At 47.1% G+C, this 16,880-nt stretch carries 17 protein-coding genes; 11 read left to right on the top strand and 6 right to left on the bottom strand.

Going from position 1 to position 16,880, the window contains the following annotated elements; all coding sequences use genetic code 11:
* Positions 1 to 17: 17 nt before the first annotated feature.
* From rfbB to LQ567_RS01290, 4 genes are all read left to right on the top strand, one after another.
* The gene (gene rfbB, locus LQ567_RS01305) at positions 18 to 1,076 is read left to right on the top strand and encodes a dTDP-glucose 4,6-dehydratase (protein ID WP_231002286.1); all 1,059 of its coding nucleotides are present in this window, start codon (positions 18 to 20) and stop codon (positions 1,074 to 1,076) included.
* A complete protein-coding gene (rfbC, locus tag LQ567_RS01300; RefSeq protein ID WP_231002285.1) occupies positions 1,073 to 1,621 on the top strand; it encodes a dTDP-4-dehydrorhamnose 3,5-epimerase in 549 nt (182 codons plus the stop codon). The genes rfbB and rfbC overlap by 4 nt, the downstream gene beginning before the upstream one ends.
* 15 nt (positions 1,622 to 1,636) lie before the next feature.
* The gene (gene rfbA / locus LQ567_RS01295; protein WP_231002284.1) at positions 1,637 to 2,494 is read left to right on the top strand and encodes a glucose-1-phosphate thymidylyltransferase RfbA; all 858 of its coding nucleotides are present in this window, start codon (positions 1,637 to 1,639) and stop codon (positions 2,492 to 2,494) included.
* A 178-nt stretch (positions 2,495 to 2,672) separates the two neighbouring features.
* Positions 2,673 to 3,236, top strand: a complete 564-nt coding sequence (locus LQ567_RS01290; protein WP_231002283.1) for a DUF5715 family protein — start codon at positions 2,673 to 2,675, stop codon at positions 3,234 to 3,236.
* On the opposite strand, the gene LQ567_RS01285 is transcribed toward LQ567_RS01290, so the two are convergent.
* On the bottom strand, positions 3,223 to 3,648 hold the full coding sequence (locus tag LQ567_RS01285; protein WP_317206824.1) for a VOC family protein: 426 nt from the start codon (positions 3,646 to 3,648) through the stop codon (positions 3,223 to 3,225). The genes LQ567_RS01290 and LQ567_RS01285 overlap by 14 nt on opposite strands.
* Before the next feature lie 119 nt (positions 3,649 to 3,767).
* On the opposite strand from LQ567_RS01285, the gene LQ567_RS01280 reads away from it, so the two are divergent.
* Positions 3,768 to 4,778, top strand: a complete 1,011-nt coding sequence (locus LQ567_RS01280; protein WP_231002281.1) for a GlxA family transcriptional regulator — start codon at positions 3,768 to 3,770, stop codon at positions 4,776 to 4,778.
* Between the two features lie 182 nt (positions 4,779 to 4,960).
* Here the strand turns inward: LQ567_RS01280 and LQ567_RS01275 are convergent, their stop codons facing one another.
* A complete protein-coding gene (locus LQ567_RS01275) occupies positions 4,961 to 6,001 on the bottom strand; it encodes an LLM class flavin-dependent oxidoreductase (protein ID WP_231002280.1) in 1,041 nt (346 codons plus the stop codon).
* A gap of 145 nt (positions 6,002 to 6,146) precedes the next feature.
* On the opposite strand from LQ567_RS01275, the gene LQ567_RS01270 reads away from it, so the two are divergent.
* Positions 6,147 to 6,932, top strand: a complete 786-nt coding sequence (locus tag LQ567_RS01270; protein WP_231002279.1) for a phosphatase PAP2 family protein — start codon at positions 6,147 to 6,149, stop codon at positions 6,930 to 6,932.
* A gap of 50 nt (positions 6,933 to 6,982) precedes the next feature.
* A complete protein-coding gene (locus tag LQ567_RS01265) occupies positions 6,983 to 7,663 on the top strand; it encodes a DUF1003 domain-containing protein (protein ID WP_231002278.1) in 681 nt (226 codons plus the stop codon).
* 98 nt (positions 7,664 to 7,761) lie between these two features.
* Here the strand turns inward: LQ567_RS01265 and LQ567_RS01260 are convergent, their stop codons facing one another.
* Positions 7,762 to 9,240: a glycoside hydrolase family protein gene (locus LQ567_RS01260; protein WP_231002277.1), complete on the bottom strand. Its 1,479-nt coding sequence runs from the start codon at positions 9,238 to 9,240 to the stop codon at positions 7,762 to 7,764.
* A gap of 159 nt (positions 9,241 to 9,399) precedes the next feature.
* On the opposite strand from LQ567_RS01260, the gene LQ567_RS01255 reads away from it, so the two are divergent.
* From LQ567_RS01255 to LQ567_RS01245, 3 genes are all read left to right on the top strand, one after another.
* Entirely contained in the window at positions 9,400 to 11,643 is a 2,244-nt protein-coding gene (locus tag LQ567_RS01255) for an HAD-IIB family hydrolase (protein ID WP_231002276.1), read from the top strand.
* A gap of 40 nt (positions 11,644 to 11,683) precedes the next feature.
* A complete protein-coding gene (locus tag LQ567_RS01250; protein ID WP_231002275.1) occupies positions 11,684 to 12,502 on the top strand; it encodes an enoyl-ACP reductase FabI in 819 nt (272 codons plus the stop codon).
* 100 nt (positions 12,503 to 12,602) lie between these two features.
* Positions 12,603 to 13,433, top strand: a complete 831-nt coding sequence (locus LQ567_RS01245; protein ID WP_231002274.1) for an SH3 domain-containing protein — start codon at positions 12,603 to 12,605, stop codon at positions 13,431 to 13,433.
* A gap of 56 nt (positions 13,434 to 13,489) precedes the next feature.
* Here the strand turns inward: LQ567_RS01245 and LQ567_RS01240 are convergent, their stop codons facing one another.
* Positions 13,490 to 14,437 carry an NADP-dependent oxidoreductase gene (locus tag LQ567_RS01240; RefSeq protein ID WP_231002273.1) on the bottom strand — a complete coding sequence of 316 codons (948 nt, stop codon included), beginning with the start codon at positions 14,435 to 14,437 and terminating at the stop codon, positions 13,490 to 13,492.
* Positions 14,438 to 14,562: 125 nt separating this feature from the next.
* Here LQ567_RS01240 and LQ567_RS01235 point away from each other — a divergent pair, with 125 nt between their 5' ends.
* Positions 14,563 to 14,928 (top strand): winged helix-turn-helix transcriptional regulator, encoded by a 366-nt coding sequence (locus LQ567_RS01235; RefSeq protein ID WP_231002272.1) that lies wholly within the window; start codon positions 14,563 to 14,565, stop codon positions 14,926 to 14,928.
* A gap of 148 nt (positions 14,929 to 15,076) precedes the next feature.
* Here the strand turns inward: LQ567_RS01235 and LQ567_RS01230 are convergent, their stop codons facing one another.
* The gene (locus LQ567_RS01230) at positions 15,077 to 15,937 is read right to left on the bottom strand and encodes a fumarylacetoacetate hydrolase family protein (protein WP_231002271.1); all 861 of its coding nucleotides are present in this window, start codon (positions 15,935 to 15,937) and stop codon (positions 15,077 to 15,079) included.
* Positions 15,938 to 16,114: 177 nt separating this feature from the next.
* A complete protein-coding gene (locus tag LQ567_RS01225; RefSeq protein ID WP_231002270.1) occupies positions 16,115 to 16,879 on the bottom strand; it encodes an SDR family NAD(P)-dependent oxidoreductase in 765 nt (254 codons plus the stop codon).
* Position 16,880 lies beyond the last annotated feature (1 nt).

Below are 16,880 nucleotides of genomic sequence, written 5' to 3'. Positions count from 1 at the left end.
TCTGTCGTTGATTCATTATGTCTAAAACAATTTTCATCACCGGCGGTGCCGGATTCATTGGCTCTCATGTGGTGCGTTTATTTGTTACTAAATATCCACATTACCGCATTGTAAATATTGATGCACTAACCTACGCCGGAAACCTCGAAAATTTAAAAGATATCCAGGCTGCGCCCAACTATGTATTTGAAAAAGTGAATATCGTAAACCCGGAGGAAGTAACGGCAGCCTTTAATAAATATCAGCCGGATGGTATTATTCACCTGGCAGCAGAAAGTCATGTGGACCGTTCCATCACTTCGCCCCTGGATTTTGTATACACCAATGTCATCGGGACTGTGAACCTTTTAAATGCCGCCAAAGAGCTATGGAAAGACCAATACCCGGGGAAACGTTTTCATCATGTATCTACAGACGAGGTTTATGGTGCTCTTGGTACCACCGGCTTTTTTACAGAGGAAACCAAATATGATCCGCACTCTCCCTATTCCGCTTCAAAAGCCTCCTCGGATCATTTCATTCATGCCTATGCCGATACCTATGAATTACCTGTTATTATCACTAACTGTTCAAACAATTACGGCCCGAATCATTTTCCGGAAAAACTGATCCCCCTGATGATCCATAACATCATCCATAATAAACCGCTTCCGGTGTATGGAGATGGGAAATATACGCGGGACTGGCTCTATGTAGTGGATCATGCACGAGCCATTGACTGCGTGTTTCACGAAGGCAAAACGGGCGAAAAATACAATGTAGGCGGCCTTAACGAATGGCAGAATATTGACCTGGTAAAACTTTTGTGTAAACAGATGGATGAAAAACTAGGGCACCCCGCCGGAACAAGCGATAAACTGATCACTTTTGTAAAAGACCGTCCTGGTCATGATTTACGCTACGCGATCGACGCATCAAAAATCAAAAACGAACTGGGCTGGACCCCGTCAGTAACTTTTGAGCAAGGTCTTTCCCTGACCATTGACTGGTATTTAGCCAACAAGGAATGGCTGGATCATGTAACTACCGGAGACTATCAGCAGTATTATAATAACCAATATAACTCCTCTATATGAACGTGACGGAGACAAAGCTCAAGGGGTGCTTTATCATCGAACCCCGGTTATTCAGAGATCCCCGTGGCTATTTTTTCGAAAGCTTTAATGAGGCACGGTTTGGTGAGCTAACGGATACCCAAATACATTTTGTGCAGGACAATCAATCTTTTTCGAGCCATGGTGTCATCAGAGGATTGCATACCCAAACGGGCGATTTTGCCCAGGCAAAACTGGTGCGGGCACTACAGGGAACGGTTTTGGATATAGCAGTGGATGTACGGCCGGACTCTCCCACTTTCGGACAGCATATAGCCGTAATATTAAGCCAGGAAAATCAACTCCAATTATTTATACCAAGGGGATTCTTACACGGTTTTTCTGTATTATCTGAAACCGCCACTTTTTTTTACAAATGTGACAACTATTACCATAAAGCATCTGAAAAAGGCGTTGCTTATAATGATCCCTTTTTAAATATCGACTGGCAGATCGCCGCCTCAAAGACCGCCGTTTCGGAAAAAGACGTCCAGCTGCCCCTCTTTAATGATATTTTTCACTCATAAAAAGGACCTACATTTATGAAAGGAATAATACTGGCCGGAGGCTCCGGCACCCGTTTGTACCCTATTACAAAAGCCATCAGCAAACAATTAATGCCGATATATGATAAACCGATGATCTATTATCCTTTATCCGTTTTGATGATGGCCGGGATCCGGGAAATCCTCATCATTACCACACCGGAGGACCAGCCGGGATTTCAACGGCTTCTCGGCGACGGGAAACGTATCGGCTGCCGTTTTGAATATGCCGTTCAGCAAACCCCCAATGGCCTGGCCCAGGCATTTGTAATTGGGGCTGATTTTGTTGGAACCGACAAGGTGGCACTGGTATTGGGAGATAATATTTTTTATGGGATGGGACTGGGTGCACAGTTAAAAAAGCTAACGGATATAGAAGGTGGTTATGTGTTTGCGTATCCGGTATCGGATCCCGAGCGTTATGGGGTTGTTGAATTTAACGAACAAAACATCGCAAAATCTATCGAAGAAAAACCCCAACAACCAAAATCCAGCTATGCTGTACCCGGTCTGTACTTTTACGACAACACGGTCCTAGAAATTGCCAAAAACTTAAAACCCTCGGCCCGCGGTGAATATGAAATCACGGATGTAAACAAGGTATACCTCAGCCAGAACAGGCTGCATGTGGCGGTACTTGACCGGGGCACAGCCTGGCTGGATACCGGAACATTCGACTCCCTTACAGATGCATCAGAATTTGTACGCGTCATTGAAAAAAGGCAGGGTTTAAAAATCGGATGCATTGAGGAAATCGCGTACCGAAATGGGTTTATAACAAAAGAACAATTAGATCAGTTAGCGGCTGACCTGATCAAAAGCGGCTACGGTGAATATCTTCAAAAAATAAAATAAAGTGCAATAAGGGCACGATATTTTTATGCTCGGAGCGGCATGTGAGAGCGTACACCATCCAGGGTTGCTCTAATTCCTGTTTTCATGAATTAGAAAGGTTATGCCGCTGTGGTCGCAAGCACTTTCTACAATCGCCCCCAACCCCTATCTTTGCGGCAGTTTTATGCATCCGTAATTCATGAAGCCAGGCCTGTTTTATATCTTCCTGTTGTGCTGGGCACTTGTGGCAAACAACCCGGTTTATGCCCAGAGTGCGCGTTATAAAGCGCACCTGGATGTAGCGCGGCAACACGGAGTGCCGTTGCTAAAAAGCAGCGCACAGGTCAAAAGCTATGTGGGCAAAAAAAAGCTTACAAAGGTCAATGCCGGAAAAGGATACCGGGTTCAAAAATTGAATTACAGTACCCCCTACCTTACACCCAGAGCAAAAACGGTGTTGAACCAGATCGCCCGGTCTTTTAATGCGCAAACCAAAAGTACCTTTACTGTTACCTCACTTACCCGAACGGTGCATTCGCAAAGCCGGCTGCGGCAGGTGAACGGCAATGCCACTTCTGGCCTCAGTTCGCATAATTACGGCAGCTCATTCGATATTTCCTATATCCGTTTCAATGGCCGTAAAGGTCCGAACAAACGGCTGGAACGCGCGCTGCATGCAGTGTTGGCCAATTACCAGGCAAGAGGAAAGATCCTTTTTATAAAGGAGTATTACGTCAGCTGTTTTCACGTTACTGTCCGGTAGCTCCTTCGGGTGTAAAATTCAGCATCCACCGGATGCCAAAGCGGTCTGTGAGCGAAGCATAGTAACTTCCCGATTTTGTTGGAACTACCCGTTGCGTAGCCGTTCCTCCTTTAGCCAGCCGCTGATATACCAGCATCAATTCATTCAGGCTCCGGCATTCCAGCAACAGCGCAATATTATTGCCCCGGTATAACCCTTCATCAGGTACCAGGTCCGTTGCGATAATTTCTGCATGTGCACATCGCAGGGAAGCCTGCAAAATATAGGCTTCCAGCGCTTCGGGCAATTGTTCCGTTCCTACGGACTCACCCAATGTTTGAAAATGCAATTCTCCACCCAGGCATTTTTTATAAAAAAGCATGGCTTCACGGCAATTTCCATTAAATGTTAAATATGATTTTATCCGGATCACAGGCGATTCTTTCAACTACAAAATTGATCAAATCCAGGCGTTTATACTGGTGGCATATACGCCATTGACAGGGGTTGTTCGCGACAAATACATTGATTATCTTTACGAAAATTTTCAACATGAAACGGATCTGTATTTACGTTCCCATCAACGGGGTTATTGAAGCCATTACACCCGCGGCAAGAATTTTCCAGACCGCCAATGAATTTCTGTTAGCCAACGGATATCCGGCAAAATTCAAAATAGAGCTGGTTGGCTTAAAAAAAATCATCCCGCTTTCCAACGGGTTATATTCCGTAACTACAGACCGCTTGCTGAAAGAGGTAACCGAAGCAGACCTCCTGATCATTCCTGCATTGATTGATGGTGAAATGAGCAAGGCCGTAGCATTAAATGAGCCGGCCCTGCCGTTGATCGCTGCCATACATGCCCGGGGCACAGAAGTAGCATCGCTTTGTTTGGGGGCATTCCTGCTGGCGGCTACCGGCATACTCGATCATAAAAAATGCTCTACCCACTGGGCCTATTACCATGAGTTTATGCAGCTGTATCCCAATGTTGAAATTGCCGATGGAACAGTGATTACCGATGAAGCCGGAATCTATTCCAGTGGCGGGGCCAATTCCATATGGAACCTGTTGCTGTACCTGGTTGAAAAATATACCAATCGCGAAACCGCCATCCTCCTTGCCAAATATTTTGCGATCGATATCGATCGGAACAGTCAGAATGCCTTTTCGATCTTTAAGGGACAAAAAGACCATAATGACGAAGGCATTATACAAGCGCAGGATTTTATTGAAAAAAACATTGGCGAACGCATCAGCATCGACCAGCTGGCCGGACTGATTGCTGTTAGCCGGAGAAGCTTTGAACGCCGGTTTAAGCAAGCCACCAACAATACGGTGCTCGAATATATACAACGGGTACGCATTGAAGCCGCCAAACGGAAATTTGAAACCAAGCGCCTGAATATAAACGAGGTCATGTATGATGTAGGCTACACAGATACCAAGGCGTTTAGGGATGTGTTTAAAAAGGTAACGGGACTTACCCCCATTGAGTACCGCAACAAATACTACAAAGCCAACCTGGAGATGCCCGCCGCCAGTTATGCATTTACGGCGTAGCTGCTTCCCGGTAGCAACAGATGGCGATATATCACTGTGGTGCTGAAGATGTCATCCCGGACCTGTTCCGGGATCTATTCCTGTTTCAGGGCCTAATGGGATGGATGCTGAAACGATCCCGATTGATCGGGACAGCATGACAAAAAAATATATCTGTCGCCTAACCTTATTTCAGCATTTCCTTATCCCTGCTTCTTCAGCGCCTCACGCACCTTGGGCGCAATTTTGGTACCATAGATCTCAATGGATTTCATAATATCCTTATGCTGAGGCCCGCCGGTATCCATATGCGTGGCAAAACGGGTAAGCCCGAATAATTCCTGCAGGTATAAAATTTTATCAATCGCCTCACTGGCATCACCAATCACCAGTGCCCCGTTTTTGGTTTTACCGAAATCGAACTGATTCCTCCGGTAGGGAGGCCATCCTCTTGTACGCCCTACCCGGTCCATCTGGGCGGCGTACAGCGGATAATACATTTCACTGAGGGCTGCACTGTCCTCCCCATAAAACCCATGCACATGAATACCTACCTGGTACTGATCCACCGGATGCCCGTATTGCTGCCAGGTTTCTTTATACAATTCAAAAAAAGGTTGAAACTGAGCGGGCGACCCGCCAATAATGGCAATCATCAACGGCAATCCCAACCGTCCTGCCCGTTCTACAGAAGAAGGTGTGCCACCTACGGCGATCCAAACCGGCAGGTGATTATTGGTAGCCCTTGGCAATACCATCTGCTCCTGCAATGGCGCCCGGTGTTTTCCCTTCCAGGTAACCACGGCTTCTTTATTGATCTTTAATAACAGGTCCAGTTTCTCTTCAAATAACGCATCATAATCGCGCAGATCATATCCAAACAGCGGAAAGGATTCAATAAAGCTTCCCCTGCCGGCCATCAGCTCTGCCCGGCCACCGGAAAGCAGGTCTACCATTGCAAAATTCTGATACAGCTTCACCGGGTCCGATGAACTGACCACCGACACGGCGCTGCCCAATTTGATATTTTTTGTAACGGTTGAGGCCGCCGCCAGCACAATTTCCGGGCTGGGAACGGCATAATCCGGGCGATGGTGCTCTCCTATACCAAAATAGTCCAATCCCACCTCATCCATTAATTTTATTTCTTCTATGATTTCCTTCAACCGTTCACCCGGCGCCTGAACCGTATTGGTTGCAGGATCAAAATGAAGGTCTCCAAACATACTGATACCGAGTTCCATACTTTTTTATTTTGATACAAAATTAGCCGTCTTTACCGGAGCTGCGCTTAACCTAGATTAATGAAAAAAAGTATTCCCGGTTATTTAACAAACCGTATTTTGCATGCGATATTAAGCCCCCGTAAACCCTGTTAAAATCACGCTATTGAATTGCTTTCATTTTAAAACCCATTTTTATTGTTTGCTCCTGTTAGGGATGCCATGTATCAATCACGCGCAATCGACAGACAGTATCCTTACCACTCATCGTATATCGAAAAAACAAGCGCTTCCTTCCCCAAAGATCACCGGGCGCTCCTACATTCTTCCGGCGGCCCTGGTAACCTATGGAACCGTTGCTACCATTATACGGGAAAACAAACCGGCACCTGCTGTTGTTGTACCCGGCACTGCTTCTAAAACGATCAGCCCCTTGCTTGAACCCGAAAATTATACCGCCCTTGCGCCGGCCGCAGCCGTGGTTGGCCTGCAGGCCATCGGCATAAAGGGCGTGCATAAACCCACGGATCAGGCCCTGCTCTTTACACTGTCGGCCGGGTTCTCCGCTGCCTTTGTTTACCCGCTGAAAAATAATACCGGAGTTGTACGTCCGGACAAAAGTGACACGCACGCTTTTCCTTCCGGTCATACGGCCCTTGCCTTTGCCGCTGCCGAGTTCCTTCGCAGAGAATACGGCTACCGTTCTGCATGGTATACAATAGCCGGTTATGCCGCGGCAACGGCCACCGCCGCCCTGCGGGTGGCCAAAGACAAACATTGGCTGACCGATGTGAGCGCGGGTGCGGGCATAGGGATCGCTTCCACCACAACAGTGTACTGGCTCTACAACAGGTTAAAAAAAAGGGAAAGACCCGGCAAGGCAAAGGCCTGTATTTTTGCACCCGCCGTTTCGGGTAATCATTATGCCCTGCAATTGATAAAGCCGCTTTAAAAGACTTTACAATACGCGGTCAAAAGCTTAGCTTTATAAAAACTAGAGGTATGAACGACTCTGTATTCACCGGTTCCCCAAACAACCGCAAGGAAAATGAAAAAATTCCCTGCAGGCAGCTACGCCCTGCATTGTTTGAATACATCAAACTGGAACGTCCGGATCTTAAACGCTCGGACAGCCTTCCATACAATGAACTTAATGAATACAAATTGCGATATATATCCAAATATCTGCTTAGGGATATTCATCAGCTTTCAGAACTGGAAGACAGCGTGATCTCCTCCATGACCAATCAAACGATCATATCGGATATGATTGATGAGGACGACGATAATAAATTAACACTGGGACAACGGCTGGCCGACCGCGTATCTGGTTTTGGAGGCAGCTGGACCTTTATCACCTCTTTTATCGTTTTTCTCCTGGTATGGATCATCGTTAATATTTACTGGATGCACAATAAAGGCTTTGACCCTTATCCCTTTATCCTGCTCAACCTGATCCTCTCCTGCCTGGCTGCGCTCCAGGCGCCCATCATCATGATGAGCCAGAACCGGCAGGAAGAAAAAGACCGTGTCCGTTCAAAAATGGATTATATGGTAAACCTGAAATCAGAGCTGGAAGTACGCATCCTTCATGAAAAGCTGGACCAACTCCTCTCTAACCAGGAAGAATATATGGCCCGGCTGGCAGAACTGGAGAACAAGCCGCCCCGCACGGACAGCTAAACAATGGTAAGACGCGATCTTAGCCCGCACATCATTACACTGCTTTTACACCACCACAAACCCCGGAGCAAGCCAATAATCAAGCGTTCCGGAAACGATCAATGATTGTTACTGTATTCGCTTTCCGGCACCGGCAGATTCTTTAAGGTTGAACTTCTGAGGGAAATGGTTGAAGATGCCGAATACAAGCCAATACCATTTCCGGAATAGCTATAATCGATCAGGGATAGTTTTACAATTCCATCGATCGCCAGTTCAATATAATTACCATAACGGATGAGCCGGAAATGAAATTCTTTTTCTTCCTTTAAATGAAAGATATTATCCTGGAGTACATTGTAAATAAAATTCGACCGGGTATTGGCCGCATTAAAGCCCCAGCTTTGAAGATGCACCACACTGTTGATCACATCAAAACTATAATAATACCCCGATCCCTCCTCGTCGATATCCGTTACCAGTCCTAATTTGCCCATTCCCTCCACTGCCAGAATCCCTTCCCAGATAAAGCTGGGCGCCGACTTCTGGATCACAAAAACCTCATACCCGCTGCGGGACCCGCAGGTCCATTTATCGAGAGCCTGTTCAAATGCTGCCGTAGGATTTTCGAACAGCGTAATGATCGAACCCATTTCATTTTGAACAAGTGTATGGATCACCATCTGATCCCAGCGGTAATAGCTCTTCAGTACCAGTCTTCCCCGCTCATCTGTTTCCAGTTGCTTGGGTGGCGGAAAAATACGCAGAGCGTTTACATTGCCGTTTGCATAAAAAAAGTTATAGATCAGCAAATAGTCACCGTCCTTCTGGATGCGGGCCGCATAGTTTCCCTGCGGCAGCAATACATTATTATGAAAGCAATGATACTCTCCCATAAAATCGGGCGCAAACCAGTACCGTACTTTTATATCTTCACGGATGGAACCCAGCAGATAATGCCGGCCATTCAGTTCAAATACACAAGGGCATTCCACATCATCGTACATCCGCGGAAAATGCAGCGGCGGATGAAAGATCAGTTCTTTCTCCATTAGCTGTACCAGGCCTACACAGCCTCTCCGTGAAACCGGGCCTGCAGCTGCCCGCGTACAAACAAGAAAGAAGGTCTTATCCTCATAGTCATACCGGAACGGATCCCTGAAGCTCATCCAGAGCCGGGGGTTGTTCTCGTAGGTTTCGTAATAGGGCGCTCTTGGTCCAAAAGGAAACACTTCATCATTCACCTTTTCCCAGTCGAACAAATTATCCGAAACAGCCAGCCCGATCTTTGATACCACTCCGCGGTCTTTACGTTGCAGGCCCGTATAATACATTTCAAAGCGGTTATTGATTTCATATACCTGCATAGTCCACAGCATATCATCATCCCAATCGCCGGGATCGCCTACAAACAGGGCATTCTTTACCCTACGCCATGTAATACCGTCTTTTGAAACCGCATGGGCAATATAATCATGATTGGGAATGATCAGGTGAAAAAGATGGTATACACCGTTATGCAGGATCATGGTTACATCCCCTATTTCCCACTCGCTAAAGCCTGACCCGGAATATAAATTATCAGTTATCCGCTCCATTTCTTAAAAATTAATTATATTTCGACCGTTTTTAAGTCTGATTGCCGCATCACAGCGGCCGGAGTGTTTTCGTAAGTATGCCCTCTTCCTGGATGAACACCGGTGGTTCCACCGCCCGGGAACAGTGCTTGCCCACTCCTTTGCTAAAATAAGTAAACAATGCAGAAATACTACATACAACTCTTTAGTCCGCATGGTTTGATCCGTTATCAGCATCCTGAAATCGGAAGGGATAAAGATACGGGCGGACAGGTAAAATACGTATTGGAACTACTGGAGGCCCTGTCTCATCATCCGCAGGTCAGGAAGGTGGATCTTTTCACAAGACGGATCGCAGACAAGCGGGTATCAGAAACATACAATCATGAAATCGAAACCATATCTTCCAAAGCCCGTATTGTACGCATCAATTGCGGCGGTCAACTATACAAACCTAAAGAAAGTTTATGGGATAACCTTGATGAATTTGTAGACAAGGTGATCCGTTTTATCGAAAAGCAGGACGATTATCCCGATATCGTACACGGGCATTACGCCGACGGCAATTATATCGCCGGTGAGATCAGCAAGATCTTCGAAATTCCGTTTATCGCCACCGGTCATTCATTGGGGCTGAATAAAAAGAACATCCTGCTAAAGGACGGACTTTCGGAAGAAACGATCAACCAGAAATTCAATATGATCCGCAGGGTAAATGAAGAAGAAAAAACCCTGAAACTGGCCAGCCTGATCATTGCAAGCACACAGCACGAAATCGACACCCAATACAGTGCCTATCAAAACAAAGACCAGGCCCGGTTCCGGATCATTCCGCCCGGTATTAATAACGAGGTATTTTATCCGTTCTACCGCATCGGGCTGCCATCCTTTACGGTACCGTTGGAGCAGGAACAGGCCATGTACCGGGTAAGCTCCGAGATTGAGCGTTTTCTTTTTGCCCCCGGCAAGCCCCTGGTCCTATCGATCGGCCGGGCTGATAAGCGTAAAAATTTTGAAACGATCATCGACTGCTTCGGCCAGGACAAGGAACTCCAAAGCATGGCCAACCTCGCTATTTTTGCCGGTGTGCGTAAGGACATTACCCAAATGCCGGAAGACGAGCAGGAGATCCTTACACGGCTGCTGTTGCTGATGGACAAATACGATCTTTACGGGAAGATGGCATTACCCAAAAAAAATGATCCATCGCTGGAAGTGCCCGAAATATACCGCCTGGCAGCACAACGGAAAGGTGTATTTGTAAATGCCACCCCTGGTGAAAATTTCGGGTTAACCATTGTGGAAGCCGCCGCCTGCGGTCTGCCGATTGTAGCTTCACCCACCGGAGGCCCGAAAGAGATCATCGGGAATGCCCACAACGGCATGCTGGTAAATGTACAGGACACCAAAGAGGTGGCCGATGCATTAAAGAAAATCATTGCTGATACGGCGCTCTGGGAACAATATTCTGCCAACGGTATAAGAGCCGGCCAGGAAGACTATTCATGGGAAGCGCACGTAAAGAATTATATCAAATCGATTGATGAAATTTATAAACCCTCTGCACAGCCGAGCGACACCCAGGAATTGCCCTTTGGTAAAAAACTCATGAAGGCGGATCTGTTTCTTATATCAGATCTCGACGGAACCCTTGTAGAAGGAGATGATGATTCGGGCCTGGACTCCATCAAACAATGGGTGGATGAAAATAAGAACAAAGTGATCTTCGGAATTGCATCCGGCCGGAATAAGGCGCTTACACATGCTGCGCTTCAGCAGTTCCGGTTCCCGGAACCCGATATCCTCATCTGCTCTGCCGGCACAGAAATCTATTATACCCGAAATTTTGTTCCGGACCCCGGGTGGGAACGTCATATCAATCATCAATGGAAGCGCAAAGAGCTGGTAGCAGCCCTGGAGAACTATCCCGGTTTACACTTGCAGGAGCCCGAAGCCCAATGGGAATACAAGCTCAGCTACTACGTTGACGAACGCTTTAAGGAAGGCGATCTTGCGAACCTTTACAAATTCCTTGACGACCGCAAACTGCGGGCAAAAATATTGCTGACCGACAACCGGTACCTGGATATTTTACCCGTTAGAGCCGGCAAAGGGAACGCCGTACGCTACCTGAGTTATAAATGGCAGCTGCCGCTGGATCATTTTATTACAGCGGGGAATGGAGGAAATGATATCGATATGCTGCGCGGTCAAACCCGAGGTATTGTAGTATCCAATCATAGTCCCGAGTTGGAATCGCTGAAACGCAGCCGGCAGGTATATTTCGCAAAAGAGAAACAGGCCACGGGTGTTATGGAAGGCATTCTTCATTACCTGGATCAGCAATCGGCAAAGAACGAAAAACCGGACATAAAAAGCGAGAAAGGGGATCCGGGTCGCCAGGCGGATAAAAATCTGAAATGATGAATTATATTCTTATTTTTACCGCTCATAATTCAACTGTATGGCATATAATCTTTTAAAAGGGAAAAAGGGAATCATTTTTGGTGCACTGGATGAAAAATCCATTGCATGGAAAACAGCACAGCAATGTTATCGTGAAGGCGCAGAACTGGTGCTGACCAATGCTCCGGTAGCGTTGCGCATGGGCGAAATCAACAAGCTGGCCGAAGAATGCGGCAATGCTCCCGTGATCGGCGCCGATGTTACCAGCATGGATGACCTGAAAGCCCTGTTTGAACAATCAATCGCACATTTTGGAGGAAAGATCGATTTTATCCTGCACTCCGTAGGTATGGGTTTAAATGTGCGCAAGGGAAAGGGATATACCGATTTAAACTACGACTGGAATCATAAAACATTCGACATCTCTTCGATGAGCCTGCACCGGATCTTAAAAACGGCTTGGGACCTGGATGCGTTGAACGAACAAGCCAGCGTAATTGCACTGACCTATATTGCCGCACAGCGTGTTTTTCCGGACTACAGCGAAATGGCGGATGCCAAGGCACTGCTCGAAAGCATTACCCGCACATTCGGTTACTACTATGGTGTTAAGAAAAAAGTACGGATCAATACCATTTCCCAGTCGCCTACAAAAACAACGGCAGGCAGTGGTGTAAAAGGCTTTGACAATTTCATCAGTTACGCGGAGAAAATGAGTCCCCTGGGCAACGCTCCTGCCGAAGACTGTGCCAATTATATTTCTGTTATGTTCAGCGACCTTACCCGTTACGTAACCATGCAGAATCTCTTCCACGACGGAGGTTTCAGCTTTACTGGGGTTACAGAAGCTGTGCTGGAATCGATGCAGGAAGGATAAGGAACCCGGATATCCGTTACCGGATCATTCGCCGTTAGCATTATCAATTTATAATTACATAAAGAGAAAGGGCACTCCCCTTTCTCTTTTTATACGTACTATGAAAAGAACATTTTTTACCTGCTGCTGTTGGCTTGCGGCCCTGACGATACATGCACAATCCGATACGCTGGGATTATTTGAGAAACAGCAGACGGTTTATGCATTGGCGGATAGTGTAAACATCCGTACCGCACCTTCTATAACTGCTGAAACTGTCGCGCTTATTCCGGTTGGCACTCCGCTGAAGATCACCGGCATCAGCTCCGTGGCGCTGGCATTAAACGGGGTTGTTTTTCCCTGGTACGAGGTTACTTACCACAACGGCAAAAGCGGCTTTATCTGGGGCGGCAAACTCGCACTGGCTTCCTTCAGAAGTCACAAAAATCCGGATATTAGTTTTCATTATGGTGTTGAGCGGGTTACAGACACCGGTATTGTACTGCAGCTACGGGTGGTAAAAAACGGCCGGGAGCTGCAGCGGCTTTCTTTTGAAGGCCTGGGCAGCAGGTCGCCCCGTTTATATAGCTGCGAAAACCGGTCCAATAAAGGATTAAGAAACGTAGATGATATTATTGAGGTCAACGGCGGTTCCGAAGCCTGCGGAGAGGCCGGCGGTACACTCACTTTTTTCTGGACAGACCAACAGCTGCATTTTGTAAGAAGACAGCTGGACACGCCGGACGGGGAATACTTCGACCGTACCTATTTTATTTATCCCAGTGATATGGAAGGTATCAAAGATATGATCATTGAAAAGCAGGAAGCCGGCGAGATCCTTTTTGAAGAGGGACAAAAAGTTGCCAGCTGGGACAGCAATAATGTAAAATACAGCACCAACAAGGCCATTAAATACCGCTGGACTGGTGAAAAGCTGGCGCCGTTGCGATAATCGGAAGCGATCCTTTTTTAAAACAGCTCCGGACATGGCCCGGAGCCTGTACCATCTTACCAGCTAACCACTACTTTACCCACTGTTCTTCCGGTTTCTACTTCAAGATGCGCCTTTGCCAGTTCCTCCATCGGATAAACGGCCGCCACCTGTGCCTTTAGTTTTCCCTGCGCAAGCAATGTTGCAATCGACTGCATATCCTGTCCGTTTGAATGTACCATGATCTGTTTGAGATCAATCTTTTTTTCTGCAGCCGCTTCCTTTGCTGCCGCAGAAAAATCCGGTGTAGGCAGCGTAATGATTTTTCCGCCGGTCCTGGTTGCAATGACGGACCGCAACAGCACCTCGCCACCTATTGTGTCCAGTACAAAATCAACGTCGGTACGTACCTCCTCAAAACGGTCCGTTGTATAATCAATATGCGCATCCGCGCCCAGGGAAAGAATAAAATCCCTGTTCTTTGCAGATGAAGTAGCCACCACGTAAGCACCCAGCAGCTTTGCGATCTGCACCGCAAAATGTCCTACTCCTCCGGCACCTGCATGAATGAGCACTTTATCACCCTTACCAACAGGATTGCCGGTAACCAACGCCTGCCAGGCCGTTAAGGCTGCCAGTGTAGCTGCGGCGGCTACCTCATGGGAGCTGCCTTCAGGTTTTAGTGCCAGCTGATCTTCCGGGGCGGCAACATATTCGGCATAACCATTGCCGCTTCCCGGGAAATTGATCATACCAAATACAGCATCGCCTTTTTTGAACATTGTGCTGTGGGTGCCCGTTGCCACCACTTCACCCGAAACATCCCACCCCAGTATAACGGGACGTTGCGCACCAAAAAGCCAGTCAAGTGTTTTATCGTTTGCCCTTGCCTTTACATCAACCGGGTTAATACTAACCGCTTTTGTTTTTATCAGTACTTCATTTTCCTTAATTACCGGTTGGGGTATGTTTGCCAGCTGCAGTTGCTCCACCCCTCCGGCCTCCTGTAATAAAATTGCTTTCATTGTTCGATTCATTTTTAGCATGCAAATCTATTTTTATAGTACCTTTAAAACAAGTATGCACTTTTTAGTAACCTATATACTAAAAGTATACTATTGTTGATTATCAGCGAATAAAAACCTGTTAAATGGCAAAAATATTTTCTACAGACTACGTCTGCTCCTTAGATTACGCCTTCCGGAGGATCGGCGGAAAATATAAGGGCCGTATTTTATGGTACATTCATGCACATAAAAATGTGCTGCGTTATGGCGAACTCAAACGCCTTGTGCAAAACATTACGCCCAAGATGCTTACTCAAACGCTGCGGGAACTGGAAGAAGACCACCTGGTGAGCAGAACCGTTTACCATGAGGTACCACCGCGGGTAGAGTATGCACTTACGGAAACCGGTAAGGAGCTGATCCCTTTTATCGGGCATTTAAAACTATGGGGCGACAAGCAGATCAAGCGGGAAAAGAAAAAGGCCGGCACAGCGTTGGCGAAGGTGTAGCGGATCCGCGATGCACATACACCGGAAGCACATACCGGGGAAATCATCTGCTTCCGGCAGGCGCATAAAAAAGCTGTATCAAAAGTTGCTTTATGAAAGCCAATACAAAGCGAAAACTTTTGATACAGCCCGCGTATAATACGCTATACTACTGCTGCGGATACGCCACGGCGGTTTGTTTTGAGGTACCCAGTCCTTCAATACCAAGCTCCACCACGTCGCCGGGCTTCAGGTACCAGGGTTCGGGTTTTTGTCCCAGCCCCACACCAGCCGGTGTTCCGGTAGAAATTACATCTCCCGGCAACAGGGTCATAAACTGGCTCAGATGACTGATCACCTGCTGGATGTTGAAAATAAAATCGGAAGTAGTAGAGTCCTGCATCATCGTTCCATTTACTTTCAGCCAAAGCTTAAGATCATTCGGGTTTGCGATTTCATCACTTGTAGCCATAAAGGGTCCCAGTGGTGCAAATGTATCGCAGCTCTTTCCTTTTACCCATTGGCCACCGCGTTCGATCTGGAATTCACGTTCGCTGTAATCATTGTGCAGCGCATACCCTGCCACATAGTCCAATGCTGCGGCTTCATCCACATAGGAGGCCTTTTTCCCGATCACTACGGCCAGTTCCACTTCCCAATCCGTTTTAACGGAATTCTTCGGAATGATCACATCGTCAAAAGGGCCGCACAATGCGGTAGTCGATTTAAAAAAGACCACTGGTTCCTTAGGAACAGGTGCATTGGTTTCCTTCGCATGCAGGGCATAGTTCAGCCCGATACAAATAATTTTGGAAGGACGGGCTACACAACTCGCCCAACGTTCATTTTCATCTACCGCTGGCAAACCGGCGGCCTGCTCATTTACAAACTGCTTCAATCGCTCCAGCCCGTTATTTTCAAAAAAAGCCTCATTATAATCTTCTCCAAATGCGGATGTATCATAACGTACACCGTCTATAAGCACACCTGTTTTTTCCTTTCCCGGCTGCCCAAATCGTATTAATTTCATATCCTGATTTTTATTTCTTGTTTGATGATCTATGTCTGCATTTTCAACAACGCCGCGGTGATACCATCCGGAGGGTTCTGTCACCCGTTAAGCGGCGCTGCCGTTTGAATGCTGTTTAAAGGTAGTTCATAGCAGTCGATATACCCACCGCTAACCACCAGCCTGCATGCACAGGGATTAATTATTCAATTTAATAAACCCGCCGTCGATCGGATAATCGCAGCCCGTAATAAACGAAGCTTCATCACTGCACAGGTACAGGATCAGCCCCGCAATCTCTTCCGGTTTTGCCATGCGGCCAATGGGTTGGGTTTTGGATAACTTATCGAACATCTCTTTTTCCCTGCCCGGGTAGGTCTTTGCCAGGAATCCGTCTACAAACGGCGTATGCACCCGTGCAGGAGAAACACAATTGCAGCGGATGCCATCGCTGATATAATCTTTTGCCACCGACAAGGTCATCGCCAGCACGGCACCCTTACTCATGGAGTAAGCAAAGCGGTCCGGCAATCCCACACTGGAAGCAATGGAAGCCATATTGATGATCACACCCGCGCCCTGGGCCTTCATCCGGGGTATGGCCGCATGCAGGGTATTATAAACACCTTTTACATTTACATTGTAAACCCGGTCAAAATCGGCTTCTGCTGTTGTATCGGCCTTACCGATATGGGAGATCCCGGCACTGTTTACCAGTATATCGATTGCCGGCAGTTGTTCAAAGGCTGCCGTTACTTCCTCCTGGTTAGAAACGTCCAGAAAAACACCTTCGGCATTGCCGCCGGCGGCATTGATGGCTTCAATGGTTTGCAGTCCGGCCTCTTTATTAAAATCGGCCACTACCACCCGGGCACCCGCCTTTGCAAATAAAACGGCCACGGCCTTTCCGATACCACTTCCGCCTCCTGTTACGACAGCGGTTTTATTGATTAGTTGAAACATA

It is taken from the genome of Niabella pedocola, from assembly GCF_021044425.1.
Lineage (GTDB): Bacteria > Bacteroidota > Bacteroidia > Chitinophagales > Chitinophagaceae > Niabella > Niabella pedocola.
Note: the sequence above shows the minus strand (reverse complement) of the source record. Positions and strands in the feature narration are given on the sequence as shown.

Excerpts from the sequence above, each read along its gene's own strand:
- rfbB (WP_231002286.1), top strand. The coding sequence starts at position 18 with ATGTCTAAAACAATTTTCATCACCGGCGGTGCCGGATTCATTGGCTCT.
- rfbC (WP_231002285.1), top strand. The coding sequence starts at position 1,073 with ATGAACGTGACGGAGACAAAGCTCAAGGGGTGCTTTATCATCGAACCC.
- rfbA (WP_231002284.1), top strand. The coding sequence starts at position 1,637 with ATGAAAGGAATAATACTGGCCGGAGGCTCCGGCACCCGTTTGTACCCT.
- LQ567_RS01290 (WP_231002283.1), top strand. The coding sequence starts at position 2,673 with ATGAAGCCAGGCCTGTTTTATATCTTCCTGTTGTGCTGGGCACTTGTG.
- LQ567_RS01280 (WP_231002281.1), top strand. The coding sequence starts at position 3,768 with ATGAAACGGATCTGTATTTACGTTCCCATCAACGGGGTTATTGAAGCC.
- LQ567_RS01275 (WP_231002280.1), bottom strand. The coding sequence starts at position 6,001 with ATGGAACTCGGTATCAGTATGTTTGGAGACCTTCATTTTGATCCTGCA.
- LQ567_RS01265 (WP_231002278.1), top strand. The coding sequence starts at position 6,983 with ATGAACGACTCTGTATTCACCGGTTCCCCAAACAACCGCAAGGAAAAT.
- LQ567_RS01260 (WP_231002277.1), bottom strand. The coding sequence starts at position 9,240 with ATGGAGCGGATAACTGATAATTTATATTCCGGGTCAGGCTTTAGCGAG.
- LQ567_RS01255 (WP_231002276.1), top strand. The coding sequence starts at position 9,400 with ATGCAGAAATACTACATACAACTCTTTAGTCCGCATGGTTTGATCCGT.
- LQ567_RS01250 (WP_231002275.1), top strand. The coding sequence starts at position 11,684 with ATGGCATATAATCTTTTAAAAGGGAAAAAGGGAATCATTTTTGGTGCA.
- LQ567_RS01245 (WP_231002274.1), top strand. The coding sequence starts at position 12,603 with ATGAAAAGAACATTTTTTACCTGCTGCTGTTGGCTTGCGGCCCTGACG.
- LQ567_RS01240 (WP_231002273.1), bottom strand. The coding sequence starts at position 14,437 with ATGAAAGCAATTTTATTACAGGAGGCCGGAGGGGTGGAGCAACTGCAG.
- LQ567_RS01235 (WP_231002272.1), top strand. The coding sequence starts at position 14,563 with ATGGCAAAAATATTTTCTACAGACTACGTCTGCTCCTTAGATTACGCC.
- LQ567_RS01230 (WP_231002271.1), bottom strand. The coding sequence starts at position 15,937 with ATGAAATTAATACGATTTGGGCAGCCGGGAAAGGAAAAAACAGGTGTG.
- LQ567_RS01225 (WP_231002270.1), bottom strand. The coding sequence starts at position 16,879 with ATGTTTCAACTAATCAATAAAACCGCTGTCGTAACAGGAGGCGGAAGT.